Annotated in this window: 30 protein-coding genes; 14 read left to right on the top strand and 16 right to left on the bottom strand. The window is 34.8% G+C overall.

Features of this window, described 5'->3' with window-relative positions; translation table 11 throughout:
- Window positions 1-5 precede the first annotated feature (5 nt).
- A complete protein-coding gene (locus tag B9A18_RS03150) occupies window positions 6-1,169 on the top strand; it encodes a hypothetical protein (RefSeq protein ID WP_084287202.1) in 1,164 nt (387 codons plus the stop codon).
- A gap of 35 nt (window positions 1,170-1,204) precedes the next feature.
- Here the strand turns inward: B9A18_RS03150 and B9A18_RS03155 are convergent, their stop codons facing one another.
- Window positions 1,205-2,395, bottom strand: a complete 1,191-nt coding sequence (locus tag B9A18_RS03155; protein ID WP_084287203.1) for a hypothetical protein — start codon at window positions 2,393-2,395, stop codon at window positions 1,205-1,207.
- A 5-nt stretch (window positions 2,396-2,400) separates the two neighbouring features.
- On the bottom strand, window positions 2,401-3,621 hold the full coding sequence (locus tag B9A18_RS03160) for a hypothetical protein (RefSeq protein WP_084287204.1): 1,221 nt from the start codon (window positions 3,619-3,621) through the stop codon (window positions 2,401-2,403).
- 245 nt (window positions 3,622-3,866) lie between these two features.
- Here B9A18_RS03160 and B9A18_RS25630 point away from each other — a divergent pair, with 245 nt between their 5' ends.
- Window positions 3,867-3,977 carry a topoisomerase DNA-binding C4 zinc finger domain-containing protein gene (locus B9A18_RS25630; protein WP_084287205.1) on the top strand — a complete coding sequence of 37 codons (111 nt, stop codon included), beginning with the start codon at window positions 3,867-3,869 and terminating at the stop codon, window positions 3,975-3,977.
- Window positions 3,978-4,041: 64 nt separating this feature from the next.
- Here B9A18_RS25630 and B9A18_RS03170 read toward each other — a convergent pair whose 3' ends face one another.
- Window positions 4,042-4,524: a hypothetical protein gene (locus B9A18_RS03170; protein WP_084287206.1), complete on the bottom strand. Its 483-nt coding sequence runs from the start codon at window positions 4,522-4,524 to the stop codon at window positions 4,042-4,044.
- A 401-nt stretch (window positions 4,525-4,925) separates the two neighbouring features.
- On the opposite strand from B9A18_RS03170, the gene B9A18_RS03175 reads away from it, so the two are divergent.
- Both B9A18_RS03175 and B9A18_RS03180 read left to right on the top strand, forming a co-directional pair.
- The gene (locus tag B9A18_RS03175) at window positions 4,926-5,636 is read left to right on the top strand and encodes a tetratricopeptide repeat protein (RefSeq protein ID WP_144009378.1); all 711 of its coding nucleotides are present in this window, start codon (window positions 4,926-4,928) and stop codon (window positions 5,634-5,636) included.
- Window positions 5,637-5,639: 3 nt separating this feature from the next.
- Window positions 5,640-6,653 (top strand): hypothetical protein, encoded by a 1,014-nt coding sequence (locus tag B9A18_RS03180; protein WP_084287208.1) that lies wholly within the window; start codon window positions 5,640-5,642, stop codon window positions 6,651-6,653.
- Between the two features lie 181 nt (window positions 6,654-6,834).
- Here B9A18_RS03180 and B9A18_RS03185 read toward each other — a convergent pair whose 3' ends face one another.
- The 6 genes from B9A18_RS03185 to B9A18_RS03210 form a co-directional block, all read right to left on the bottom strand.
- Window positions 6,835-7,626 (bottom strand): AbiV family abortive infection protein, encoded by a 792-nt coding sequence (locus tag B9A18_RS03185; protein WP_084287209.1) that lies wholly within the window; start codon window positions 7,624-7,626, stop codon window positions 6,835-6,837.
- Between the two features lie 63 nt (window positions 7,627-7,689).
- Window positions 7,690-8,403, bottom strand: a complete 714-nt coding sequence (locus B9A18_RS03190) for a hypothetical protein (protein ID WP_084287210.1) — start codon at window positions 8,401-8,403, stop codon at window positions 7,690-7,692.
- Window positions 8,404-8,465: 62 nt separating this feature from the next.
- Window positions 8,466-10,277, bottom strand: a complete 1,812-nt coding sequence (locus B9A18_RS03195) for a DUF262 domain-containing protein (RefSeq protein WP_084287211.1) — start codon at window positions 10,275-10,277, stop codon at window positions 8,466-8,468.
- Between the two features lie 426 nt (window positions 10,278-10,703).
- The gene (locus B9A18_RS03200; RefSeq protein ID WP_084287212.1) at window positions 10,704-12,227 is read right to left on the bottom strand and encodes a hypothetical protein; all 1,524 of its coding nucleotides are present in this window, start codon (window positions 12,225-12,227) and stop codon (window positions 10,704-10,706) included.
- 104 nt (window positions 12,228-12,331) lie between these two features.
- Window positions 12,332-12,892 (bottom strand): hypothetical protein, encoded by a 561-nt coding sequence (locus B9A18_RS03205; RefSeq protein WP_084287213.1) that lies wholly within the window; start codon window positions 12,890-12,892, stop codon window positions 12,332-12,334.
- 54 nt (window positions 12,893-12,946) lie between these two features.
- Entirely contained in the window at window positions 12,947-13,420 is a 474-nt protein-coding gene (locus B9A18_RS03210; protein ID WP_084287214.1) for a hypothetical protein, read from the bottom strand.
- A gap of 294 nt (window positions 13,421-13,714) precedes the next feature.
- Here B9A18_RS03210 and B9A18_RS03215 point away from each other — a divergent pair, with 294 nt between their 5' ends.
- The 4 genes from B9A18_RS03215 (at window position 13,715) to B9A18_RS25635 (ending at window position 16,539) form a co-directional block, all read left to right on the top strand.
- Entirely contained in the window at window positions 13,715-14,407 is a 693-nt protein-coding gene (locus B9A18_RS03215) for a CPBP family glutamic-type intramembrane protease (protein ID WP_084287215.1), read from the top strand.
- A 100-nt stretch (window positions 14,408-14,507) separates the two neighbouring features.
- Window positions 14,508-15,491, top strand: a complete 984-nt coding sequence (locus B9A18_RS03220) for a hypothetical protein (protein WP_144009379.1) — start codon at window positions 14,508-14,510, stop codon at window positions 15,489-15,491.
- Window positions 15,492-15,517: 26 nt separating this feature from the next.
- Window positions 15,518-16,264, top strand: a complete 747-nt coding sequence (locus B9A18_RS03225) for a metallophosphoesterase (RefSeq protein ID WP_084287217.1) — start codon at window positions 15,518-15,520, stop codon at window positions 16,262-16,264.
- 71 nt (window positions 16,265-16,335) lie between these two features.
- On the top strand, window positions 16,336-16,539 hold the full coding sequence (locus tag B9A18_RS25635) for an HTH domain-containing protein (protein WP_144009400.1): 204 nt from the start codon (window positions 16,336-16,338) through the stop codon (window positions 16,537-16,539).
- A gap of 239 nt (window positions 16,540-16,778) precedes the next feature.
- Here the strand turns inward: B9A18_RS25635 and B9A18_RS03235 are convergent, their stop codons facing one another.
- Genes B9A18_RS03235 through B9A18_RS25275 form a run of 3 tightly spaced genes read right to left on the bottom strand, consistent with a single transcriptional unit; the run spans window position 16,779 to window position 18,501 of the window.
- Window positions 16,779-17,387: a hypothetical protein gene (locus tag B9A18_RS03235; protein ID WP_084287219.1), complete on the bottom strand. Its 609-nt coding sequence runs from the start codon at window positions 17,385-17,387 to the stop codon at window positions 16,779-16,781.
- Window positions 17,388-17,413: 26 nt separating this feature from the next.
- Window positions 17,414-18,016, bottom strand: a complete 603-nt coding sequence (locus B9A18_RS03240) for a hypothetical protein (RefSeq protein ID WP_084287220.1) — start codon at window positions 18,014-18,016, stop codon at window positions 17,414-17,416.
- 26 nt (window positions 18,017-18,042) lie between these two features.
- On the bottom strand, window positions 18,043-18,501 hold the full coding sequence (locus B9A18_RS25275; protein WP_200816299.1) for a hypothetical protein: 459 nt from the start codon (window positions 18,499-18,501) through the stop codon (window positions 18,043-18,045).
- Window positions 18,502-18,797: 296 nt separating this feature from the next.
- Between B9A18_RS25275 and B9A18_RS03250 the strand changes: the two genes are divergently transcribed.
- Together B9A18_RS03250 and B9A18_RS03255 are read left to right on the top strand one after the other, a co-directional pair.
- Entirely contained in the window at window positions 18,798-19,145 is a 348-nt protein-coding gene (locus B9A18_RS03250) for a hypothetical protein (RefSeq protein WP_084287221.1), read from the top strand.
- Window positions 19,084-19,494, top strand: coding sequence for a hypothetical protein (locus B9A18_RS03255; RefSeq protein ID WP_144009380.1), 411 nt, complete (start codon window positions 19,084-19,086; stop codon window positions 19,492-19,494). Before B9A18_RS03250 ends, B9A18_RS03255 begins: the two co-directional genes overlap by 62 nt.
- A gap of 375 nt (window positions 19,495-19,869) precedes the next feature.
- Here B9A18_RS03255 and B9A18_RS03260 read toward each other — a convergent pair whose 3' ends face one another.
- On the bottom strand, window positions 19,870-20,685 hold the full coding sequence (locus B9A18_RS03260; RefSeq protein WP_084287223.1) for a BRO-N domain-containing protein: 816 nt from the start codon (window positions 20,683-20,685) through the stop codon (window positions 19,870-19,872).
- Between the two features lie 314 nt (window positions 20,686-20,999).
- Window positions 21,000-22,187, bottom strand: coding sequence for a hypothetical protein (locus tag B9A18_RS03265; protein WP_084287224.1), 1,188 nt, complete (start codon window positions 22,185-22,187; stop codon window positions 21,000-21,002).
- 322 nt (window positions 22,188-22,509) lie between these two features.
- Here B9A18_RS03265 and B9A18_RS25640 point away from each other — a divergent pair, with 322 nt between their 5' ends.
- Window positions 22,510-22,629: a topoisomerase DNA-binding C4 zinc finger domain-containing protein gene (locus B9A18_RS25640; RefSeq protein ID WP_084287441.1), complete on the top strand. Its 120-nt coding sequence runs from the start codon at window positions 22,510-22,512 to the stop codon at window positions 22,627-22,629.
- Between the two features lie 76 nt (window positions 22,630-22,705).
- On the opposite strand, the gene B9A18_RS03275 is transcribed toward B9A18_RS25640, so the two are convergent.
- Together B9A18_RS03275 and B9A18_RS03280 are read right to left on the bottom strand one after the other, a co-directional pair.
- A complete protein-coding gene (locus tag B9A18_RS03275) occupies window positions 22,706-23,248 on the bottom strand; it encodes a hypothetical protein (RefSeq protein ID WP_084287225.1) in 543 nt (180 codons plus the stop codon).
- An 11-nt stretch (window positions 23,249-23,259) separates the two neighbouring features.
- Entirely contained in the window at window positions 23,260-23,730 is a 471-nt protein-coding gene (locus B9A18_RS03280) for a hypothetical protein (protein WP_084287226.1), read from the bottom strand.
- A gap of 146 nt (window positions 23,731-23,876) precedes the next feature.
- Between B9A18_RS03280 and B9A18_RS03285 the strand changes: the two genes are divergently transcribed.
- From B9A18_RS03285 to B9A18_RS03295, 3 genes are all read left to right on the top strand, one after another.
- Window positions 23,877-24,584, top strand: a complete 708-nt coding sequence (locus tag B9A18_RS03285) for a hypothetical protein (RefSeq protein ID WP_084287227.1) — start codon at window positions 23,877-23,879, stop codon at window positions 24,582-24,584.
- Window positions 24,585-24,723: 139 nt separating this feature from the next.
- Entirely contained in the window at window positions 24,724-25,428 is a 705-nt protein-coding gene (locus B9A18_RS03290; protein WP_144009381.1) for a hypothetical protein, read from the top strand.
- Between the two features lie 284 nt (window positions 25,429-25,712).
- Window positions 25,713-26,384, top strand: a complete 672-nt coding sequence (locus B9A18_RS03295; protein WP_084287229.1) for a hypothetical protein — start codon at window positions 25,713-25,715, stop codon at window positions 26,382-26,384.
- Window positions 26,385-26,505: the final 121 nt, after the last annotated feature.

Genomic DNA, 26,505 nt, shown 5'->3' on the forward strand with positions numbered 1-26,505 from the left:
AAAAAATGGGAATTATAACGAAATGCGTGCAATGTGAACATTGTGATGAAAAATACCGACTGAGATTTAACATTGGAAATAAATACCCTCAAAGTGCTACTTTTCCATGTCATACCTGCGGTGAAGATTTAACATTTGGCATGGACGAGGATGAATCGATATTTAAAAATATCAAAGAAGTAGCTTTCAGAATGGATTTAAAAATTGTTAACCTGCATCCCGAACTGACCTTAGATGCAGCATTAAAAGATGATCCTCTCTATTTTCCTTCTATAGACTTCATGGTGCGTCAGCAGGAACAAGGCGAAGATGGAATTTTTGGTTTTCGGTCGGCTCAGCAATCCTGTATTTTATATCAACAGAAATGGGATGCAATTCAAACAGATTTTCGTTACCTAAGAGAGAAGCGTTGGAAATTACTTGAAGATAAATATGGAACTGATCAAAAAGAAACCGAGCACAAAATTCTTTTAGCGGTATTTGATGCTGCTGATCATTTCTTACAAGGAAAATGGGCAGAATTTTCAGATAATATGCTCGATATTGCGGGGGAAGCTTATAATCACCTTGGTTATGCGGGTTTGAGGAACTACCTACTTGATTTCAAAGAAGATTTTTTGATGAACAAGCTATATGAAGTAATGAAAAGCTATAGAGAAGTTGAAGATGCCTTGCTACCTACGCTTCTTCATCAAAAATGTGGCTTCGTACCGGAAGGACATTCTTCTGCGGTAAACTGGGAAAAGTTAAAAATGGTTTATGGTGATTTTTTTGAGATCTATGGTGACCTGTTACTCATTCCAACCTCGCTTAACAATTTACTTACCAGGAATGATTTCAATAAATTTAACACAGACGGTTTTAACCTAAATAAATATATTGACGCTGACAAATCTGGTAAGGCTGAAAATTTCAAAACTAATGGTAACCTTGTAGGTTTAGCTGACTTCTATGATTCTGGAATACGAAATGGTACGCACCATCAAGCCAGTACATTTGATAAAGATACACAAACGATAACATTTAGGACTGGAAAAGGTGGCAGAGGACGAAAAGATATGTCCTTAGTAAATTATATTGAACATTGCAATGAGCTATTTGCAAGGATATTAGCTGTTTTGAAGAGCTACTATCTTATCAATATGATGAAGCCAGCAAATCCAGTATAGAGATACTTACCATAAATCCTCTATAAATATATAGACTATCCTACAAAAACCGTAATAGTCTCTGCCACCAATGCCTCTGAGAGGTGGTTAATGGTGTCGATTCGAGATTTTGTCACTTCATGGTCGACACCATTTTCGTGTAAGATTCGATATTCATGTACAATCTTATTCCTAAATGCATAGAATAAATCTGTTAAGCTTAAACCAATATTTTTTGCTTGATCTTGGAATTCCGGATGGTTTACATGAATAAAAAAATCTAGAATTTCCTGGCGTAGCAAATTGGAGAGTTCATTTGAAGGAATGGCGTGCCTGGCAAAAAGCGCAGTAATCAATTCGCCTTGCTTGGTTAAACCTATTACCAATTCTTTGACTTTATCAGTAGTTAGACTATATAAATCATTACATACCCTCTGTTGAACTTCTAAATGAATCATTTTAGGCATAAAAATCTCTATAACTTGATAGATCATCAAAAACCTTGTTACTTGGTCAAACTTTTTTTGTATCAGATTGGTAAAAAGGTGTATTACATAGGCTTCGCTACATATCGAAATTTTTGCTTTTTCTAAACGAAATGGATATATACCATTCAATATTGGCGGCGTAGTTACTGTATAAGAGTCAAATTTATTTTTTAAGTATGTATTATCATTCAGAGTTTCAATCAGACTATTTTTACTGAAAAAAGTAAATCCGCTTAAGAACAGGTTGGGAAGGTAGTTTTGAAAATTAAAGTTGTTAATATCATTGCAAAACTCGTTACATAACACCAATATGATTGTATCGCTATCAAAAAAATCCATAATGGAATATGGATCGGCCTTTATATCGGCATCTTTGGTTTGAATAGTTGCCACGTTCTCAAAGATATATTGAATACCGAAGTATGCATAACAGTATCTATGAGGATCAAGTTGTAATGCTCCAGGTGTAAATAATGCCTCAAGGCTAAACAAATATCCAATTCTCCCATTTCCTTCCGATCGATCGGCTGACCTTAAATCAATTATCTGTCCTTGAGTATGAAATGGGTTCTTAAACAAATGTACTGACACAGTGTAACCAGTGGGTAAGGCCTGAGCCGGGGGGTCTAATGTAAATTGAATGTTTAAACCCGGATAGGTTGCTGAAGTTAAGGTGAATTCTTTTTGATTTACACCAGTTACATCAGTAAGAGTAAAACTATGTTCAGTTCTATCTGTAGCGTCTTGAAGTACCAACATAGATTTTAATCCTTATATCCTTTTTCATCGGCAAGTGTCCGATATGCATAATTGGCAGCATCTGACATATTAAGTTCATGATCAGAACTAGGTCTCAACAACCCTCTAAAAAGATATTTGAAAAAGAAACGTTGATCATTCCCGATTTTTTTTGAGCGCTCTTTGATCTTGTCAAAGTCTTTTAAGATCTCCAGAAAAGTCGTATTCCAATCGCCTCCAGGTTCTATTTGCACAAATCTTTCTTGCACCTTGTCCAATGTTAGTCCGTCTTTATCATTCATAAAACCAAGAGCTGCACCAAAACCGGTAATTGCCTGCGACTTCTTGAATATGTCTAATACAGATTTGCCAAATGGTGAAGAATTAATCTTATATTCTGCAGGGGCGTCTGCGGAATTATATTTCCAGTTATTTGATTTTTCCACAATAATATCCAAAAACGTCTTGTAGGTTATAAGAAACGTCTTGAACAAGTCCTTATCTTGCTGATTCTGTTGCGCTTCTTCTTGCTGATTGATTACCTCTAAACTTTTGATATTATCTAAAATATCAACGCGTTCAATTACAGATTCGTCCTTCTCAATGTATGAATTAAATCCATCCAAGATCGTTTTAAAGTTGAAGGTTGTTGTATTTTCTTCTACCCGTGTATCATCTTTATCTTTTATCAGGCTGATTCCCTCAAATGGCACCCGAGAATAGTCTAAGTACAGTATTTCCATTAGGTGCCTTGTCGACATTGTGGTTTGTCCAGTATTTAAAGTAATCATTCGGTAAAGCAATCCAGTTCTACTTAAGCCCAGATAGACTTCAGCCCTAATTTTCTGCGCATATAAAGTTTGCAAGGTATCTTCATCTTTTTTTCTGATCAAGTCTTCTTCGAGCGCTTTCATTACATACGTCCTTTGTAGACCGTCGATAATTACTAAGTCGTTCTTCGATATCGACTCATTTATAATTTTAGTGGCTATATCAAAATCTTCCGCACTCTTTATTGTACCAACTTCCTTATTAGAAATCGCCAACACAATTGATGGAATAACACATCCTCTTAATAAGTCGGCAGTTAATATCTCTTTTATTTTTGATTTAATGACCCGTTTCCTTTGGAAATCATTATCATCAATCACATTCTTGGCGAACCCTAAATATTCTCCAATGGTCAATTCCACAAGTGCGTTAAAGGCGTGTATTCTATTATCTTCAAGTATTGAACGTACAATCATCTCATCTTTTTTAACCGATTATGTCCATCAAAAAAATATTTGGTAGTTGACGAAGATCTAGTTTTCGCCAAATCAATATACTCTCTTAATATAATCTGGATTTTATGTCTAAGATATAATAAATCGACCACTACTAACTGTCGATTTTTAAAAAAAAATATCGCTGCTGTTTAATTTAATGGTTACTTAGCGTAACCCTCATTAAATCAATTAAGAAAAGAATAAAAGAAAGAGAACAGCTAGTAATGCAAAACAAGTGCCCTCGTAGTGGGGCTGAACTTGTGTTGAAGACAGGGAAATTTGGGGATTTTAAAGGTTGTTGCCGGTTTCCTTCGGGCATGTATACAGTAAATTAATGGTATTGAAATTTATAATTTCAATATAATCTTGTTACGTTTTGATGAAATTATTAGATAAATATTAATTGCATTTGCAATAGTTTCGATCCACATATGACTTATTTCCGCCACTTGTTAAATAATAACAGCCACCCTGGCTACCTAAGTAAAGAGTTTTACCATTATAGGACCCACAGCCGTAATTTCCACTGCCTGAACCTGATGAAGAACCATCATTTACATATCTTGATGATTTAGAGTATGTCAGGTATACATTTTTATCATATTCTCTGGAAAAATTGAAATTTCCATGGTATATTTTAATTGTTGCTGTTGTAATTACTTGAACTGAAATTTCAATGTCTCGAGATGACAGGTATTCTTTTTTAAAGGAACCTTTTATGTTGTTTGCTGTTGATATCGATCCATTATCATTAGAATAATTGACGGTACAGTCGTTACATAAAACTTCAAAATACTGCTGATCTTGATTTTCTTCAGTTGTTTTTTTCTTACATCCGGCAATAAGTAGAACCAATAAGATGAAAGGTAATATATTTTTCATGGCGTTAATTTAAATAAGTGCGAATGTATTAAATTTTAAAGAAAATAGATTGCCTGTTGTAATTTATCTTTTAATTTAATTGGTTGTTTTCGGTATTTGGATCAGAATGTTAATAATACCTATAAAGAACTAATTTAAAAAGCAAAATTCAGTTTCCAATTTATATATTTACAATAATCTAAACTCTCAATATGCGTTATCTCAAAAATCTAATAGCTTCAGAGCATAAGGTCTTACCTGATTACTTTCAATCGCCCGAGTCAAAAAAAAGTGCCAAGCGGGGAAAAATATCTTTATTATTCACATTTGCTAGCATCCTTTTTTTTATAGGTACAATATTTTGCTTTCACCGCTTTTGGGTTGCAGTGTTGTTAATATTGATTGGCTTATTGTTTACCGCCATGGGAAAAAGATGGCTTGAAAATAAGGGTAGATTTCATTTGACGGGAAAAATAAGATTAAGTGTAGCTGCCGGATTGTTCTTTTTAACTTTGCCTTTACATGCCTATTATCAGCAGGTAGAGGTTGTTGCTGCAAGAAATAAAGAACTGATTAGACTGACTCAGATAAAGTTTACTGCAGACTCATTATTAAGTGAAAACAAAAGAAGGGATAGCCTTCATTTTTACATTTCAAAATTGAGACAACTGGAACCGGAGAGTGCTTTTAATTCACTAAAGGATATTGAAAAATTTTGTGCCGATGCTAGGGAAATGGATACACTTAAGCAACTTAAGAAATCTGTTTCTAGAAGACACGCGTCCTCTTTGATTTCAAGACAGAAGGGTAAACAAGCTTTGTTTGTATATGAAAAGTTGCTTTCTGATTTTCCTAATGATGCCAATGTCCTTTACGATCGGGCGAATTATTATGTGAAGGCAGGAAATGTTAAAGCAGCTGTTGCAGATCTTACTTCAGCCATTAATAGAGGTAGTACTCTTGCATCAAAATTATACAATAAGGTAAACCCCATGCGTAGAAGGGTATCTTATTATGTAACCAGATGCTGTGATGGTACAACTTCTAATGCTAAAGGGCGCGGCGCCTGCTCATGGCATGGTGGTGTATGCAATTGGAATGAACCGGTTTATGAGGAATATAGAAAATATTAAGCGATGAATAGTCTGATCTTTAGAATGGTTCCTTTTGTAAAAAGTAGCTTTTTGCAAAGCGTGTTTAAGCAGCAGCCTGGTGATAATGCTATCATAGAAGTCAATAATTTACTCGCTTCTAGAGATATCATGGATATTCAAAAGCAGGACATTAAAAATATAGAAGAAAAGTATGGTTTAAGCTTACAGAGCGAATACGATCTTAATCTTCAGGAATTTTATGCAGTATATTGGAATTACTACATTAAAATGAATGACTTTTCGTTGATTTCAATGAACAAAATTGAGTATCTGGCAAATTTGTTCGACTTATCCGAAGATATTACCAGTTTTTTAAAGATCAAGGTCGGAGAAGGATGGTACAGGAGATCAGTAGAAAGGTTTGTATCAGGAAGAAGATTGAAATCCGATGATTGGTTATCTTTGGAAAGGCTAACCAATAACTTGCAACTGCCGGATAACTTTGCTAATGCCATTATTAAGGAGGAGCAAGTGAAGGTGATGGAGAGTTACATGGCATCTTTAACTAGTAAGAATAGATGCTCTCCTGAAGAAGCTCAGGAAATGGAAAATATGTTAGATAGCTTTCGTATTTCAATCGAAGAGAAAAAAACTATATTCAAAAAGATTAAAATACTGATTACTTATTGGGAAACGGAAAAATTGCCTCTTAGTGTATTGAATCTTGTTGAACCAGCGATTCAAAAGAGTGAGGTCTGCTACTACTTTGAAAGTAAAGTGAAATGGTACGAGACTAGAAATAGTCGTTATGGAGGAAAAGATATGGAACTGATACAGATGGGTGAATTATATCTAACAAATAAGCGCCTGTTATTTGTTGGCCATATAAAAACCTCACAGTTGCCTTTTAATAGGATTGTAAGAGTTGCCAGAAATCTAAATGAGATAACGATTAATAAAGATAAGGGGAAAAACCCAACATTGTGCTTATCTAAAGATGCTGAGGTGTTTAGGATAATTATTAATAGGCTGATGTTGGATAGGCCCAATACCTGAGCATAGTTATATTTGACATTTACGCAGTTTTTTCAGAACGCCAGTTATTGAACTATTGAAAGTGGATTAAAAAGACCTCACCTCTAAATTGAAAATGGAATTTGTTTTATTAAAGGGGCCCGATTGAAGTAGAACGTGCTTATAAAAATATTGGTAAAAAATAGAGTAGCCATTCCCGTAATTATTCAAGATTTTCAACCTGATCTAGCAATTGTAGGAATTGTTGGAACATTTGTTCTGCTTTCATACCTTTCAGGTAATCACCAATGTGCCGGTACAATTGCTCATCCTTAAAGGACTGAAGTAATTGGCTGATTTCTTCGTTGGATTGGTTCGTAAATGTTTCAGAAAAACCCCTAATAAAATTGTGTATTTTTCCGTACTTTTTAAGTACTTCCAAGTACTTCGTCTCATCGAGATCCTCTGGCGAAAGAAATTTATTCTCAAAATCACAGTAGAAGCCTCGTTGCCGTGATTGTTCTATGCTGAGGAAAAATGGGAGCTCACTCTTCATTTCCTTAGCTTTTCCTTGGAGATAAACTACTGCGTCTGTTATCAGGGGCTGTAGGTCTTTTATTTTTTGTATAAATAATTGTGTCTCAGATGGACTTTTATGTATTCTTTTAAAATATTTTAACAGGTCATCGCCAATAAGTTCGATGCAAAGGAACACGCATGCCGTGACATGCCGGATCGCATGTTCGTTAAAAAAGCGAGAAACACCTTTGGCACTTCGGAAATTAAATCCGGCACCATCCAACTGAATGATAATGGCCTTTATAGCCTCTTCTATACTGACGGTTGCTACAGATATGGCCTGTCCGTAGAACCCTTCTTTAGCCAGTAGTTGAGCCGCCTGCCAATTTCGGTCTGCATTATGGAATATCTTAGGGTATATGATTTGACATTCGCGTCTAGAAATATGTGGTAATTCTCTTTTGGTGAGCTGTACTGCCTGTATCCTTTTGTTCATCGTTTTTACTTTTCGGCTGTATCCTTCCTTTTAATGTGCATTTAAATCTTGAAATATATAATTTTAGCTAAGTGCTTCCTCTAATTCGTTTCTCTCCGAAGTTGCTCTCAGATGTTCTTTTTTTAGCTTTTGATACTGTTTATTATGTTTCATATCTACTAATAGGAGATAAAGTTCAAAGTATCTATTTGACTGTTGATCTAATGATGTAATTATATTGACTAACAAGTACCAAATTCCAAATACCACAAGCGCAAACGAAATCACTAAGGATGCCATATCTTCTAAGGATATATCCTTAACAATAGCAAGAATTGCGACGAAAATAGGAATTATGGCCAGCGGTAATTCTAAGCGGTAATAATTTCTTTTGTACCTATCGGCCAAGATCAGACATATTTCTGCTGTTTCTTGCACAGCTGTTTTGCCAAGTTTTAAATCATTTTTTATATACTGTTCTAATTCAAATCTTTTTTTGAAAATTATTGAATGAAAACCTTGTTGAATTAGTTTAAGAGTTTTTCTATAGATCCAAATCATAATTATTGCGACAATTATTGTTGCTATACCACTCATTATATTCCAAGGTTTAGCTTTTAAGTATGTTGTGGTTACAAAAGCTCCGCTAAAAATTATATATAATACGAATATTGAAATTCTTGCCCCTTTCAGAGACCTTGGAGAATATTTGCCATGAAGTCCATTACCAAAACTATATCGCTTTATAAATTCGTGGAGCTTTTGGTGATTGTATTCAAGACGATTTTGTTGTGCCATATGTTTAATTCAGAAAATTAAAATGATTTATTGAAATCGGAATAACTGATTAATATTTTAGACTATTTGTCTATCCTTTTTCCATTGAATTTCCATGTATCAAAAGCTAATTCTAGTAAAATCGTTTGTCTAGAACTAATAGTATCATGATTCCATTCCATGAAATTATGATTGTGTTCTATTTTAAACCGGTTAAGTGCCGTGTTCTGGCCAATAGTAAAACTGTTATTCATGAGATTAGTGGATGTTACATTTGATTTAGCATATTCGGTTTGCTTTTTTTCAAACCAATCACCCTTCATGTCATTAAAGTTATTAACAGCTTGGTTAATAGTGCTCTCCAGGAGTATCACATTGCCTAATTTATAAACTGAATTATAATATGAATCATGATCTAAGTAATCATCAGGTAAAATCCCATCTTTTGGGGTTTGTGGTAAAACATGTTCGATTTGTAAATCATTATAAAAGTTTTGTCCCTTAGTAGGCATTCCAGACTTATATAGAACTGTATTTTCAATTTTCCCCAAAATATACCTTTGTCTGTATAGAGGATTAAATGCATAGTGTCTGATGTTTAAAAAGGCGGATTTAAATTCACCTATTTTATTTTTGATGTAAGGAACCATAGTGTTTTCAATAACGTTCTGAACTCCGGAAATAGATTTTTCTTGTCTAATTTTTCGAGCCCATTGAGCAAATAACCCTTCATTGCTTTTAGCCTCAATGCCTAAAACATTACTATAAAAGAAGAAGCTTTCGATCTGTTCTGCTAAATATTCAATTTCGGATACTCCAAATGTGATATCCAATGCTAATAGCATAATAAGATGCTGTCTGGATTTATATTTGTTAACAAATCCAATGCTTGTAACTTTTGGGTAACTTCCCCCATCACTCACCAACTCGGTTGCTATGACCAAATCAGAGTAGCGTTTAGAGATTTTATTAAGTTCTTTAGCGAATGAAAGTGGATCCTTTTCATAATTTGTAGAATCTTTACCTTCCTTAGAGATAAACCATTTGTATATATCATCTTCTCTAATGACGCTGTCATTATATCGCGACATTATAAAGTATCTTAAGAAACGCAATGGACTATTATCCTCATTACAATTTTGAAGATTCATTGTAATTCCTTTCCACGTATCCTTTATTTTTTGAAAATCAGTTTCACTCGCTTTACTAAATAATAGATTCTTAACCAGGTCCATTGCATTAAGACCTGATCCGCGTTGGTTGATTGTTTCGAATATTTTTAAGGCACTGCTTAAATTTTCGGATTCAATTAGTACCAATTCAATTTTGGTAAGGAAGTACTGTGCAAAATTGATAAAACTTTGCATTCCATTATTTAGGTAAATTTCGAAATGGTCTTTTAGCCTTTGATAAGCAAACTGCATTTTTTTTATTGAGGATGTCATCTCATCCTCGTACTTCCCATCCTGAATTAATTTAGTTAAGAAATCTTTGCTTTCTTCATATTGTAATTCAAGTCGGAGTTTGGATTCGTTTGTACTGATGTCAAAATCTGAGAGTAACTCTTCAATTGTTTGAAGATATTTCTTTTCAACCGGTCCTAATTCTAAGGGTTTGAGTAAATCTCTAAAAGCACATAGGGATAAAATTATGGTAGTTAATCTTTGTTGCCCATCAATGACGTCAAATTTTCCTTTGTTTGCTACTATAATTATAGATCCAATAAAATAGCTTTTTTGATCTTTACTATTCGGCTCAAATTCATTGTCAATATCAATTATGAACTGTTCAACCTGGTCATCTGGCTTCCAAACATATTCCCGTTGGTAATCAGGAACCAGGAAAAAATAGTCTTTTAGTTTCGTTATGCTTTTTACCTCTGCTTTAATATCCATAATTAATTAGGGTGACGTTTGTAAAATATTTTGAGTTTTATTCGTGAGTAATCAGAACATATTTTAAATAAGGACTGGGAAAATAATTTAATGTAAGCTTCCCATGCTTCATATAAATCGCTATCTGATTTTAGTGTTTAGGATTTTCTAAAGAAATCGGATTTATATTTGAATTGAGTAATAAAATGCTGAAAATCAGTGTGATTTGGGGAGGTTTTTTCATGATTGAGCAGCGTTTATTAGGTTATCTCAAAGTTTGAAATATTATTCGAGATAAGCAAGTTTTAACTTGGAATGATAGTGATGATTTCAAAATGTATGTTTGATATAAAATAAATATGGCTGGATTCAATATATGTTGCTGCACTCAAGAATATTGACCACTTGGATAACTCGATATCCAACAAGTGTTGAATGAGGGCAGTTTTACAGTAATTCGTAATTTTTTTCTAAAAAATCTTTAAGTTGGCTATAGGGAATTACTACTTTTTTTGAATCAAAAATGGGAATATAGATATTGGTAATATGCACATTGATTATCTCAATATCCCGCATTAGATCACAGCCTTTAAGCCAACGTCTTTTTTTTTCCAACTTTTTATGAAACCCATCAGTATCTCTATCATCAAATTTCGCTGTCAAATTCCTAAGTACATTAGCCGACTTTGGGAAATGTATCAGCTTGCAATCTATAAGTAATGCTTGCTTTTTATTACTATCTAAAGCTAAAATATCTATTTGTCCAGGCATTTTTTCCTTATTTTCAAACAGTATGTCTTCAATGTTGTTTTTCCAGACACCTTTTTCACTTACTTCTCCACTCGAAAAGCCATACTTACTAAGTAGTTCTAGTACCTGAGTTTCGAACGGCTTGGTAAAATGTTTTTCATATAGTGCATCATTTTTATGGATGTAGCTTTCTAGACAATAATTTATTGCATCCATTAAAAGGAAAACTGATGTGGCGAACAAGTTGTCTACATCCCTTATCCGGATGCAAGGGCGCTCAACAATCAGCCGCTGAAGAATATCATGTTCTTTCATGATTGCCTCTCTGTGCCAATCTTTTCTCCAGAAACAGTTATAAATTGCTTCTTGAATCTCAGTCGCGGGAATGCGCGAGTGTGTAATCATTCCGGACTTTGGAATAAGGCACAAACCTTCATGATCCTGAGAAAAGAGGTTATTTCTTTGTATCGAAATAAGGAGAATCCTCCTCAAAGCCCAAAGTTTAAGCCAAAAGGATGTTTGACTTGGAGGTATGTCCGCCAAAAAGGAATCCTTAAATGCCTCTTTTGGCTTAATTATGCCCATCACAATTTCTTCTAGCACATCATCGATTTGATCATTCTCCCATATGTATTTCTTTGCATCATTCAGAACTTTATACTCATGTCTACCCTGTAGGGAAAAATGTGTACTCAGTTTCCAGAAAATTTCTGAATCAATTACTCCGGTGTTTGAGATAGAGACTTGCACCAAATCCTGTTGCTCCCACATTTTAATGATCTGTTCGAGAGTGATATAAAGTATGGATTTTGAGACTATCCTTTTTAAGGAGGTATAGGATCTAGAGTCTTTTCCCTGATTATTATAGCTTCCGGCCCAGATGAAATTGAGTGTATTTTTCAGTGCAAGACCAAGAAGTGTTGAACTAGTTTTTTCTTTTCCCTCGTAGTACCTCGATATAGTATCAATCAATATCGGTGAAAAATACAAGTAATCCATTGAGAGGCACTCTTCATACAGTGACTTTCTAAACCGTGTTCGGAAGGACTTTATTGATATCACATCTTTAAAATAAAGCGCTTCTCCATACCCGAGGTTGGTGAACACCTCTTCCATGCCTGCATATTCATCGATAAAGTCTTTCAGTATCAGTGCTGAAGTCTCGTGTGCCTTTCTATATACCCTAAGTAGTTCGTAGTTGTTCTGTTTTTTTTGTGTCATCCTAGTCTTATGCTTAGCAACAAATAAGTCTTCTTTATCGCATTGTTTTTTCCGTCTACATTTAGTTTTGTTTAAGACGTTAAATTTAAGATTTCAAGGAATTACTAGTTAATAGCTTTGCCATTAAAGTCTACTTTGTATTTTACATTGCAAAAGTCGGTCAGAGCTATGTGGTCTGTATTTAATTTAAATGCTTCATCACCATCAAATGATACGAAAATATCAGAACCGCCAAATTGCCATTTAATAAGACCGTCTTTGCTGATACGGGTGACCAAAATCTCTCCGTGAATTATAAAATCATCTTGAAGTTTGTGAATTTGAAAACACGTAGCCTGATCAGCTTGAATGCTCCATATTAAGTCAAGGCTAGGGAGCTTTAAGCAGAAAACTGTATCAGCACAACAGATTAATAATTGATCACTATCTATCAGAGATGAGTTTGATGAAATACCTGTACCTCCTCCGGTGCCAAGAATAATGCAGTCGTTTATTTCTTCTTCATTACAATATATTTTTACACCGTGTTTTGATGATGGCTGATAATGTTCTTCGCAATTGGAATAAATCTTTGAATAATTGGATTTATTGTCTGATGATCCATATTCATAAGTTGGATCATTGAATATTTGAATAACCAGATTTTTATAAAAGTGCGTGTTCATTGAAATAGATGCTAAACTAAACTCAAAAATATCAGTATTAGGTGGTGGAGGTAATTATTGGTCTTTATCTTTTTTGATGCTTTTTAGTACTCTCAATTGTGAAAGTTTAAGCTCTAGTTTCAGAAGCGAGAAAAATAGAATTGCCAAAACAAGAATAAAAATTGTGGCTTCTGCATCGGTTTTACCATTTAATAAACCTAAGATCACAGTGAAGATGCAAAAGGATATGAAAAGACATACCGCAAAAGGTATTGCACTTAATCTTATTTTGTAAGCTGTTGCCATTTGGTCTTTAGGAAGGCTTATAATTAGCTTTGGCAGCATAAATTCAAATGATGTTTTGATGCGTGTAAATTTTAAAGAAGTTTTATCTTCAAGCCCGAAAAAGATCTTGTCTGTTCCAACGTTCATCGTCGAACTTTTAAAATCTAAAGAAGACGTTTTCTTAAGTGCGTATTTTCTTAAAGCCTTTTCAACTTCAGGTTGTTTAACATCACCAGGAAAGGGTACCGTTTTGAAATAGAGCATTTGAATTTACGTTTGATTGGAAAGGTGAAATTAATTGTAATTTTAGAATATACGGCACATTAATGAAAAATACTCACTGTGGATATAGCGGATATTGACCGATACTTTCACTTATAATGGAAAGTTTGAAACTGGTTTGCTATAATTTGTTTAAACCCCTCGAATTCGAGAGGTTTAAAAATAAGTCGGGAAATAATTATTTTTTTCAAGTATAGGCCACCAAAACTTGTAAACATTTCTTGGATATCAGATAGAAAGAGATAAATTTATAATTAGAAATTTACACCATTCCGAATGACAGAAACGCTCTCCGCCTATTGGCAATACCTAAAAAGACCGCATCTCATAAAATTAGTTACTGATAGGACGATGCTATGGAAGGATATTTTGGGACTCTCAATCCTAAACTTTGTTTTTGCTGGGATGGTGTGCTTGGTTTACTGGCTTTTGCTGAAATTTAATCTGATTATTAAATATGAAGAGTATGATCTTTTTCAATGGGGGTTACTGATAGCGATGGTATTAGGGGTTATCGTCGCCCCAATATTGGAAGAGTTTGTTTTCAGATGGCACCTCAGGAAACCGAAACTTAGCGTTTGGTTTGTATTGATATCCCTGGCATTGCTAATTAGCTCCTTTACAAGTAATGAATACATTAAGTTTTTTATCTTCATTTCTCTTTTGGTTATGGGACTTAGTGTTTTTCCTGTGATCGAAAAATTAAGCCGTGAGAAGGTTGTTAAACTTTTTCGGGGATATTATGTCTTCTTATTTTATTATACGGCGGTTATTTTTGGCTATATCCACATTATAAACATCAAAGGACTTACGGTAGCGGATCTGTCATTTATAATTTACATTAGCTCACAATTATTTGGGGGGCTAACTATGGGGTATATACGTGTAAAATATGGACTAGTGTATAGTATGGTATTGCATGGTTGTTTCAACGCTGTCGCAATCCCTATTGCCTGGACATTGATTTAGGTTTATCTAAGTAATTAACTCATGAGATAGATATTTTGAAAAGATTTTTAAATAGTGATCAAGAAACATTTATAACGCCACTCAATACGCTTGTTGAAATATGAAAAGAAAGTTAGCTGATTTCAATATAGTATTCATTGTTTTCGTCCTCTCTATAGCCTCATTTATAGTATATGTTTGTTATAGGGCTTCTGTAAGTCCAAATAAAATATTTTCATTAAATATTTTAACATTAATGGCAGGACTACTATTTGAAAGTTTCAGATTATCTCGAAAATTGAGTTATGTTTTATATGCTTTAGCTGCTAGTTTTACTTTCAGTCTATTACTTTTTGTTCCAGGGAAAACTGAGCGTAATTATATATTTGAAGAGCACTTGGCCATTTGGCCTTATGGTTTACTTATAATATTCGCTCTTACCTCTGCTATTATTTATGATAAAAAAGCAATTGCAAGATTAACGGAAGGGATTACCTTGATCCAATCCATTGCTATTATCTATTGGGTTATTGACTATGGGTATTTAAATATTGACAACTTATTTATGTACATCTTACTAGGCATAGGCTTGTTGTTTTGTTTGTTTTCTTTTATGAATGCATTGACTTATATTAAATTGTCAAGATCTACCAGATTATGGCTAAGCATCTGGAGTTCGATAATTATGTTGCTTTTTTCAATAGATAATATTATCAGGACTTTCAGCAATGGTGATATTGAAAACACTTGGGCAGTTTCTGATTCACTTTTCTATGGCTTACAGTATTTTCTTTTGGGTGTTTCGGGAATGTATATTGTTAAGAATATATTGATGTTAATTGGTTTTCTGCCGGGTAGAGGTACTTTCTTTAATGCCCAATATTTCAGAGAATTACATGAACTCAAAAATGAGCATGTCGAAAGATATTCTGAAGATCAAATTTACATTGGCCATGTGGTCTTTTGTATCCTGATTACCGCTGGTCTGTTTTTTGCAAATTACACCTACAGATTTGTACCAGCCAATATTGCCATTTGGATTGGCTTTGTTCTGTTTCCTGGTATACTTATGCTTGCCAATTTTAAAAGAGGAAGGCGTTACTGATTCCACTACAATAATTCAAGGAACAAATGAAGATACAGATTATAAGTGACCTACATCAGGAGTTTGGGATGTCAGACCTAAACTTTGAAAATGCCGACCTGGTCATTTTAGCCGGGGATACCAACTTGGGGATAAAAGGAATTGAATGGGTTAAAAAATACATTCCAGGTAAACCTGTGATCTACATTCTCGGGAATCACGAATATTATAAGGGGACATACCCTAACACACTTCATAAGATCATCGAAGCATCAAGGAACTCAAATGTAACTGTTCTTGAAAATGATAGAATTGAAATCAATGGAATAAGGTTTCATGGCTCAACTTTATGGACAGACTTTTCTTTGTTTGGGAACCCCGTTGAATATGGGATTATCTGCCAGGCTAAAATGAACGACTATAAACAAATCCGCCGAGATCCTTCTTATTCAAAATTGAGAAGTATAGACACCTATAAGATTCACCAGTTTTCAAAAATGTGGTTGGAGGAAAGTCTTGAAGAATCCAAAGATTATAAGAATGTGGTTATTACGCATCATGCACCGAGTATAAAATCTGTTCCTGAATTATACGAAAATGATCTAGTAACTTCGGCATATGCTTCCAATCTTGAGGATTTAATTTCGAAATATAAGCCGCTGTATTGGATACATGGTCATATTCATACTCCAGCAAGATATAAAATAGACCAGACAGAGATTATATGTAATCCACACGGTTATATTGATGAAAAGCACAATGGCTATAATAAGGAGCTAATAATCGAAGTATAAAAAGTAGGTGATATGACCTTACTTTCTAATCCCCATTTCTTTGTACGCATCCTGATGACACTGTAAATGACATTGTAAATGGCACTGTAAATAAAGATAGACTAAGCATGATTTTAGCGGAAATTTTTAAGAATAATCGCTTGTCAATTGAGGATTTAGCAAAGATAATTGGTGTAAGTAGGAGAACTTTAATCCGTGATCTGGATAAATTAAAAGAACAACGTCGTCTTCTTAGAGTTGGGTCGGATAAAGCAGGAAACTGGGAAATACTCTGATTAAGTTGGATTTCTGATGTTAGGTATGAATGGAGCATAAAGCGCTGCGGGCGGCGTGTTGTCATTAATTCACCTTGGAAAAAAGTTGTACTAATGACAACAGAAATTATAAATTTGGGATCTCGTTGGCAGATTGGTTCGAATCTAGGGAGGGTTACAGTGTAGTTGGAGGAAAGTATAGGGTTAAGATGTATTATCGTAGGCTCTCTCTATTGGGTGTAAAAGCCAAATCGAAGCCATTACGCCACCTGTACTATTCTGCAACCTTCACAGTCGGGTGTGGTACTTAAGAAATCGCTTATTGAATTTTTAATGCCTTCAAAGGAATCGCCATAAAAATAAAGGCCTGTTTCTGTATTGCCATTCCAGTATCTTACTACATCGCTTTTTATGTTTGCAAGTCTGCGAATTTCTTCTGCTAGTGCTTCAGAGTCTGAGTTTTTATATACTTCATCAGAAAGGTTGATACCGTCGAGATACAATCCGAGTCCTTCTAGTTTCCCAAAGGGGATTTGCTCTCCCGTGTATTCAACAATCATCTTCGATCCTTTTGGCGCCCCCAGGTATTCTAATTTATTAATAATTTCATCTATTATATGCTTGGTAGGGTGGTTGAAGAGTCTTATTTCTAAATCGCAATAGGCTATATCATTATCTTCCATAAGTTGAGTTCCACCTCCTGTTACTTCGCCATAAGAATTGGATTTTAAAAATTCATCCAAAGGATCTTCGTAAACCTCACCTCTGGAAATAGGCATAATTTTATCATTTAGCTGGGCAATAATGTAGATTTCTTTTGATTCTTGCTTTGGACCTTGAAATAGTTTTTTGAATAATTTTCTGATCATGAGGTTTAAGTGGCTGCTATGCTAAATTATTTTTCACTTGTTTTGCGTAGTTCTGTTAATACAGTATTTCCTTCTTCAAATAATTTTAGCCAGGTGGAGGAATTATTTTCAAAATTTTTCATTTGTTCCTCGCCAGCATAAATCCCATTGTTTGTTAACAGATAAAACTTGACTTCGTTAGTAGATGGTAAAGGTGTCGTTTCAGTTTTAGTTGTCTTTCCAAGAAAGGTTTGTGCTAAACTTACAAATTGCTTCGCTGCACTATTTACGTTTTGATGTTGCCCGCCACCAATAACACCACCTCCTGAACTTAAATACATACTTGCATCTCCTGTTTGATAAGCAACCGTTGAAGCTGTTTCACCATCCATTCCCCAATCCATGATAATTCCATAAACGATCGTTTTATCTGTAGGTAATGAAAGTCCAAGTTGTTTTGGTGTTGCTGTAAACGCCATATTTCTAAGTCCTTCAAAAGTGTTTTCTTTTGTTTGATGAACTTCTGGTTTGCTGGGGCTTTGGTCGGTTGTTAATTGCTTGTCATTAGCCGATGATTTGTTTCTACAACTTGCAATATTGAACAAAAGCCCACTGGCTAAAATCATTCCTATAATGTATGTTATTTTCATATGGTTGGTGTAGTGTGGTCGCAATGTTATTCACTCTCTATAATTATATGCTCAATAGATTTCTCATCAACCCTTAACCACCTTAAGATTTGTTTTGCTCTGGACTTGTTTGTTAGTCTTGCTGTATCAAACTCATCCATTAGCCCACTTGCGTAGAGCCTTTCGTTGACCGTCATACCTAATAAACCATTTATGTTTTGGATCCTATTTGAGGTTTGTTCATCGATCAGCAATGTATAGATCCAATCACAGGCTTCATGCTCATCTATGAAAAGTCTTGATGAATGCTTTTCTCCTCGCTCTTTATAGTAAACCTCATATTCTATTGTGTATTTACCTCTTTTAATAGCTAGTCCATACTTTTCTTCATCATTGATAGATCCGTATAAGCCATGTAGATAATAGCAGTCCGGTGAGATCCCTTGTTCAGAGAGTTTGTCACTTAGTTGCTTTAAAGTCAATAGAGGGTTATTTGTCTGGAGCATAAAATAAAATTAAGAAAATACAATGATTATTTATCTTAACTCGTAGGAACATTATTCAGAAGATCCATTCCGTTATTTAAGAATATTATGATTATAAATTCCTTGTTATCTTTACAAGACTACATAAACTAATAAAATTGAGCTTATTTAATTTTTTTAAACGGAAATCAGTTGATATACTTTCGCCGGAGAAAACGCTAGAACGTCTGGTCGAATATATGCCGGAGCTTTATAAAGCTCAATGGGAATATATAAACTGAATTAAGTTTTTAGAAAAAGGAGAGTATGGGCTCGCCTTGAAGAGTCTCATTCAATTGCCAAAAGAAACCACTCATTACTTTTCAGAGGAATATTGGTATGCTCTTGCTGAAGTGGCAAAGCAATTTAACTTGCCAGGTGCTAAGTATTGCTTAGAACAAATAGAACGCAACAAGCAAGAATTAGGATCTAAAATACCTTTTGGATGGACAATGGAAAAGCTGGATGATACCCATTTTCCCACTCATATTGCAGCAAAAATAAAAAAGGAATGGACAACCGAAAGGCGGGAGAAAGATAATGTTCAAAATTTGTTAAAGCAGGATGGTATCTACGAGAAGTCGTACGGAAGAGCTGGATTCCTCGACAGCGGGAGACATCACTGAGCCTATATTTCTGGAAAGGGGTTTGTCAACCGAGACAGCAAAAATGGATAGTTTAATAAAACCCATGGGATGGAGCAGAGCAACTCTGGCTGAACTAAAAGAAAAAATGGATAATGCAGGTTGTATTCAGATTGAAAGTGGTGAGCCTACTAAAATCGGGTTTAAAAGAAGTGGAATGGGAATGTATTTCTTTAATGTCTTTGATAATCCAATGCCAGATAGTTTGAAAAGCAACTACGATGAAATGTGTACACATATCTATGTAGACCCTAAACTGGTTCTGGAATATGGAGGCGGTGCTGTTGGACCGCAGTGTTTTGCAGAGAAGATACGAAATACAAGAAAGTAAGTGTATTGGCCATCAAAATGGCTGTAGGATTATGCTTTTTGTAAATGCCTTTCCTAAGCTACGATTAAGGATTCTGCCTATGCCAATGATATTAGTACAGGGATACACGGAGACATCAGTGCTTATGAACGAGATGCATACGATGCTGTCGATAGTTTGTCAAAAATCACGGCCTTGAAAATTCGCCCTTCAATAATAGCAGATTATGAAGGGAGAAAGTCACTTATACAAAGCTGTTTGAATTATTACCGGAGCAAAACGCTTGATTCTTTGGTGAATAAGTAAAAGTTCGTTCCAATGGAGTAGAAAGCGTGAAGTGGTTGTTTCAACGCTATTGTAATATTGCACTCTGGGTTAGTGAAAATATTTAAGATACTACCTCAACTTCGGTTTGGCTGCGGGTAAGAAACTATCTTCAGATATTACTTTCTTCCCAGTCTTTGCTTCGAGTGCCAACCTGGCATCCTTGGCTATTTTCCCATCTTTTTTACCAGCAATTGCATTTTCTTTTAGACCCTCAGCCTCGTCACTTTCTGCAATCTGTCGAGTCGATAATTCTGCGAGTGCAGTAAACAACAATTCTGCCTCGGTCATATGGTCCCGAAGGTTTTGCCTTTCCAGGCCTTTTATATCTTTATGCGTCTTTACCGTCATACCCGTCCATTCCTGATGAATGATATTAGTCAGCAAAGCAAACTCATCTCCTTTTTGTACTCCATGCTCCTGCCAATAATCGGTTAATTTATTCCGGGTCTCCTGTCCAGACATACGCTGCTGAATCCACTTCTCACTTCGTCCAGCCTTCTGCCAATTTTCTCTAGCCCTATCCAGACTCTGTTCCGGATCAGAGATTTCCTGCATACGTTCATAGCCAACTTTTGCCAACCACATTTTAAATGGTTCAGCCTTGGGCGAGGGGATAGATTGGATTAAACGGAGTAATTGTTTCGTATCGGCAACATCTGTTTCGCGCATCTTGCCATCTTCGGCTTTCATTTTCAACTGTCCCAAGAATTGGGACAGTTCACTTCCTTCATCTTTCAATTTGGTCTTTAAGGCATTCCAGTACTTTCTTGGTCTAGGGCTCTCCGTCAAAACCTCAACTACATCAATGATAGAAAAATACCATTTCTGATCTGTTTCGCTCCATTCTGAACGAATTCGCTTGCTTTCAAACAATTTGATATCCATTTTATAAAGATTAAGAGCTAAGTTAAGCAACTTTAAATCCCGTATCCACAAGTAATATATTATTCTTCTTTTGTGAAACCTTGTATTACATAAAAACTATACTTGATAAAGAACTTGAACAACTATTAAGAAGAACTACACCTATGGGAAAGTACTCTGACATGCAGGCTTTAAAAAATCTATTGGCATAAATCTTCAATTTCCAAGAGTTTAGCAAACAATTCATTCCCTTCAGCAAGTATGGAAAAGATGCGCTGAGCAGCTATTTTATCGACTATATAAAACTGGCTCTTCATTATAAGGTGAATTTTATTTTAGAAACGCCCACCTGGCGTCAGTTTTTTTGTGGGGGCTGATGAGGTTTTGGGCCATTTTTCTTTCGCTAGCTGATATTTAAACTCATCTACTGTACTACCGTCTACTGTCACATCATTTTGGGTAAGCGTAATAACAATTTTATCAAAATCAAGACCTGAGGATGGTAGCTTTACCGGCTTAATCAGGATTGGTCCATTAGTTTTATGATTATAGCTGTATTGTTTTATCGCTTGTATGGTAACTGGTGATGACCATTTACCTTTAAAAACCAAGACAAAGTTCTTTTTCCTATAATCCATTTTTGCTTCGAGATATTGGAATTTAAAACTGGCAATTGAATCAGATTTATTTAAAGGTTTGAGTATAGCTACAGGAAAATCAATGGTTGCAGTCGAGTCCAAACTCAGGTTGAAGCGAGGGTTAAAGTGGTCATCTATTTTGGTTTTCATACCATCCTGGAAAAACCTGGTGACTGCATAGAAACGCTCAATTTTTTCCATGGTTTTTACAGAATCCTTTTGTTCAATAAACGTTTTGTATATGGGGTTAATGCGTCTTGAACCGAATGTCTGAATGTAGTATTTAAGGTATTGGTTGATATCTTCATAAGCTTTCTCAGGAACTATAATGTTGGTTTTCATCTTTTTGTTCACCATTTCATTAAAGATCTTCAGTTTTTCAATTGATCCATCTGACTCGATTTCATAGTTTAGGGTATTGGCTATCATTTGACCCGGTGATAGTTTGAGCATTTTATAAGCTATATAGAAAAAGTCTTCGTTTGTCTGTGGAAGTTCATCGTAGCGTACTTTGCCGAGATAAGATCTTATTTGCTGTGTAAACAGTACACTGATTTTTTGAGAACGCGCGCTTGGTGGCGGAAGTGTTGCAAAGCGTAACTGCATTCCATTAGTGCCCTCGAGCGGAACCAGAACAGGATTTCTTCCACGAAGAGAAAAACTCAGAAAGTTGTTATCTCCATAAGTTGATGTGCTATACTGCAAATTCGTGATGTATAAAGGGCTGATAGATTTCTTAATCCACTCTTCTACTTTAGTCATGTCGCAAGGCATTTCGGTACAACTGGATAGATTGAAGAGTAAGTCTAAAGTGTTTTGAGCTGATGCTTTGGCTCCACAGATAATAATTAAAATCAGTGTAAAGAGCGATTTTCTAATTTTCATAATTCAAATCTAAAGAAAAGCAGGTGTTAATTTTCATGATGTATCTTACTTTTATATTGCTAATGTAACCTGTAACCCTCCCTGAAAATCGGATTGTGTAAAAGGCGAAAATTTGTAACTTTAAAACGGTAGGATGAACAAGTTAAAAATCAAAAACAATAAACTATGGATTTATGGTACATAGGTGTTTTGTTTGTTTTACTTCTATTCTACAAGTTATTTAGGCCTACAATAAAGGGCTTTGTTGGAGAGAAAAGTATCGCATTAAAACTTTCGGCGCTGCCCCGGTCAAAATATCTGATTATAAATAACCTGGTATTAAATAGTAAAGGAAAAACACAAGTGTCCGCGTTGCGGGGCTGAACTCGTGTTGAAGACAGGGAAATTTGGCGATTTTAAGGGCTGTTGCCGGTTTCCTTCTTGCATGTATACAGTGAATTAATGGTCTTGAAATTTATAATGCCCAAAAAAGGTATTTACTTTTGCTGTATTAACGATGCTCATCCAATAGATATGATTCATATCCTTTTTATGTTTTTCATTTTGCAAAGTTCCTCAATAGCACTCTGGGCTGCCAAAGGATATTCGTTAAAACTTTCTAGAATCGTTTCTAACTCAGTATTACTGCAGTTTTTGAACTTTTTAAAGTAAAAATCTGTTAGCTTTTGATGTTCTATTTGATTTTCTTCATCACTTGAAAAGAACATTGTTTTAAAGGCCTTTTGTATATCATTTTTGTTTATAAAATAGTAGATGATTAGAAGGAGAAAGATTATTGGATCGATGCCAATTGGATCAAGGTTTCCAAAGCCAACTGAAAATGATATATTTCCCAACCCAAGGTTTGCTATGTTCACTGTTCCAAGAAAGAGAAGTATTGCTAATCCATACCTTCGGTATCTATGATTGGTAAATCTTAAAACTGTAATAATGATCCAGATTATACCGCCACCATAATTATTGATGCTTAGTTCAGTACCAGTTAATTTGGATTGCACCAAGGTATTGACCATTAAAGTCCCTAAAAGGCCAATAAAAATAAAGTCTACTTTTCTCTTCATTTTAATTTGGCTTAATTTCCGTACTTTTCAATAGCTCTTGCTATTCTTGAATTCACAAAGTGTAGTTCAATTAATGTCAATAAAGGATAACCAATACAAATTATAAATGTTACTGCGATTTCTTTGCTGCCAGGATTGGCAGTGATTAAAGCTATAATACCTCCAATGAACATAATCGCAAAAAATAATAATGCGATTGTGGTTGACAGGCCAAAACGGAATTTATAGTGATTAATACTCGGATCTTTGGGAAAGGAGATGATTAGTTTAGGTAACAGCTTTTCAAAGCTAGTTCTGATTCGAGTAAAGGTGATGTCCTTTTTTCTTTCAAATCCTAGAAAGACCTTGTCGGGACCAATGTCACTAACTGATGAAAGGAAATCTAGAGCATGATTGCGCTTTGAAGCTGATTTTCTAAAGGCATTTTCAACTTGTTGCTTTTCCTGATCGTTTTGAAAATATACTTTTTTGAAATAGAGCATTTGATTGGGGAATATTTGAGAACAAATTACTAATTGTATCTTGAATAAGATTAAGAATATTAAATGAATTATATTAGAAGTTTAGAAGTAATGTTGAATTTGTTTAACAGGTCATTTGAAGGTATTGCTATAAAGATTTTATTATTATGATGGAAGGATTAAAAGCAAAGATTAACGATTCCCTTGAGTTTAACCTTAAGCATGTTGAATGGGAGGAAGTAGGGGATGTACTCGTAATAATTGAACAATCCTTTAATATTAGTTTTGAAGATCGGGACTTTATAAACCTGAAAGCCTTTGGAGATCTTTGTGATCTTGTTCACGATAAAATTGTTCTAGAACATCGGGATGATTGCACAAGTCAGCAAGCTTTTTATAAACTTAAAAAGGCACTTGCAGCGACTTTTGATGTTGATCAGAAGAGCATAGTTCCTGCTACGCTTTTATCTGAGATTATACCTTATAAATATCGAATTGATAAAGTAAAGGTTTTGGAACAAAAGCTTGAAATGAAACTGATGTTACTATCTCCTCCAGTATGGCTTAGTGTTGGTCTTTTAATCCTATTGGGTTTTTCGTTTCTGGCTTTCTTTTTTAGCTTGAAAATCGCTGTTGCTGGATTAGCTTTTTCTTTTGCTGGTTTTTGGATCTCCGCAAAGCTTGGAAAAGAAATTGAAGTTCTTACTGTAGGCGATCTCGTATCAAAAATCACATCCGAGCATTATCTAAAATCACGTAGTATCTCGAATACAATAAATAGGAATGAGTTAGAAGGGGCGATTCGATTTCTTTTTATTGAACATTTAGGGCTCGATTCGGGACAGCTGGGTAGAGAAGCTAGGTTTAAGGATTGAAATGTAATTAGGCAGAATTTGAATCTGCACCTTTCCCCTCAGGGAACATCATACCGAAGTATTTACCGCACCTTTTATTTTTAATGAGTAAAAAATTAGAAATCCAATGATGAGAATTATTTATTTTATCAATTTGATCATGATCTCTGCTTCGATGTCTTATGCACAGAAAAGCCCTTTTGTAATTAAAGAGGTTGTTGACACACTCGCGGAAAAGAAGAGTCCTGGAGATTTTATCAATTCAAATTATGTGTTTTTTGAAGATGATGAATATATCGCTACCAAGACATGCAGTGGTGAATGGGGTGGAACAGTCAAATTTAAAAATAAGAAGTCAGGGATTGAATATGCTTGTAGCTCGAGTTGTCCTGTAATGGTTAACAAAATGTCGGGCAAATACATTGTGACAAGTACTTTAGCGCACCTGAGAGGATCCTCTCGGATTATTGAAATAGATAATCCACAATCAATGAGCGTCTTTAAGCTTAGTAAACCTCGAAAAAAGCATGGAGTAATAATTAAATATGTTGGGGATGATGAATCTAAATCTATGCAAGGAACTCGTAGTTTGATTGATACTATTGGAGTGCTTACCCTTGCCAGTTTCCCGTACCAAGGTGAACTATTTCACGTAGTTACAGACTTTCATACCACCTTTTTAGCAAAAATTAGTGATGGAAAATTTGTAAACGTAGATACCATCTCCGAAAAAAGTATTTGGACTTATAATCCACAAGTAATCAGAACTACAGATAATAAGTATATCATCTTTTTTGATAATAAGGAAACCAATGGCTATATAGAAATATTGGACAATACTATTGTTCTTATGAGATACAAATAGACTTCGTTATGGATGTAGGTGTCCTTCGACCCTGCTTTAGCTGCTAGTTTTATTTTAAGTCTATTACTTTTTGTTCCAGGGAGATTATGGCTAAGCATCTGGAGTTCGATAAATTACACCTACAGATTTGTACCAGCCAATACTGCCATTTGGATTGGCTTTGTTCTGTTTCCTGGTATACTTATGCTTGCCAATTTTAAAAAAGGAAGGAGTTATTGATCCAGCTGTAAAATGTTTAGCTTTACATAACTCCTTATATAATCTAGGTTTTCAATAAAATCATTATGGTAGCGCAACGCCCTTATATTATTTACAAACTACCGATAAGCCGAACTACACAAGCACTTATCGGAGGAAGAATAGAGAAGGTTTGGAAAAATGTAGAAAATTTCTTGACAACTTGTACTACCGCCGATGTTAAAAAACCAAATAGTATTTATATGGTTGGTTATACTGCCGCTGAAGAACATGGCGAACAACCTGAATTGGCAGATGAAGTATTAGAAGGAGTAAGAAAAGTCTTTGGTGATGGGACGACTGAACCTCTAGGCTATTTATATCCGGAGAATGTACCTTTAAAACAAACTAAAACTGAATGGAAGTTGATCAATAAAGATTTGCCACGAGTTATAGAATACATGATAAAAGAACAGCCTTTTCCTAAGTACAACCTGGGTCCGATTGAATTAATAATATCCTATGACTTTAAACTAATCGATCCGGATACCAAAAATGAACTGCCAAATCAACAGTATATCTCGAGTTTTTTGATATGGATAACAAGGAATAGTTGTGTTAGTGCAAGTTTATGTTTTCCTTTTAACGAACCCAATCAAGAATTTTGGAATTATGTTAATAGTATTAAGCCGTACATCCCTTTTAAGTTTGACAGCAAGCATTTAAGATTAGGCCGATCTAATAGAAAAGGCGCTTCCAATATGTTTTCAAAATTATAGCGATTATTTCTGCTTTAATTTGCAAGTTACTTTTGCAAACTTCCAGACAGTTTCAGAAGATTCATTCCTTTGTTTAAAACAATTTATTTGAGACAGGTTATTAAAACAAGTATCGGACATT

The sequence above is a fragment of the Pedobacter nyackensis genome (assembly GCF_900176505.1).
GTDB classification, from domain to species: domain Bacteria; phylum Bacteroidota; class Bacteroidia; order Sphingobacteriales; family Sphingobacteriaceae; genus Pedobacter; species Pedobacter nyackensis.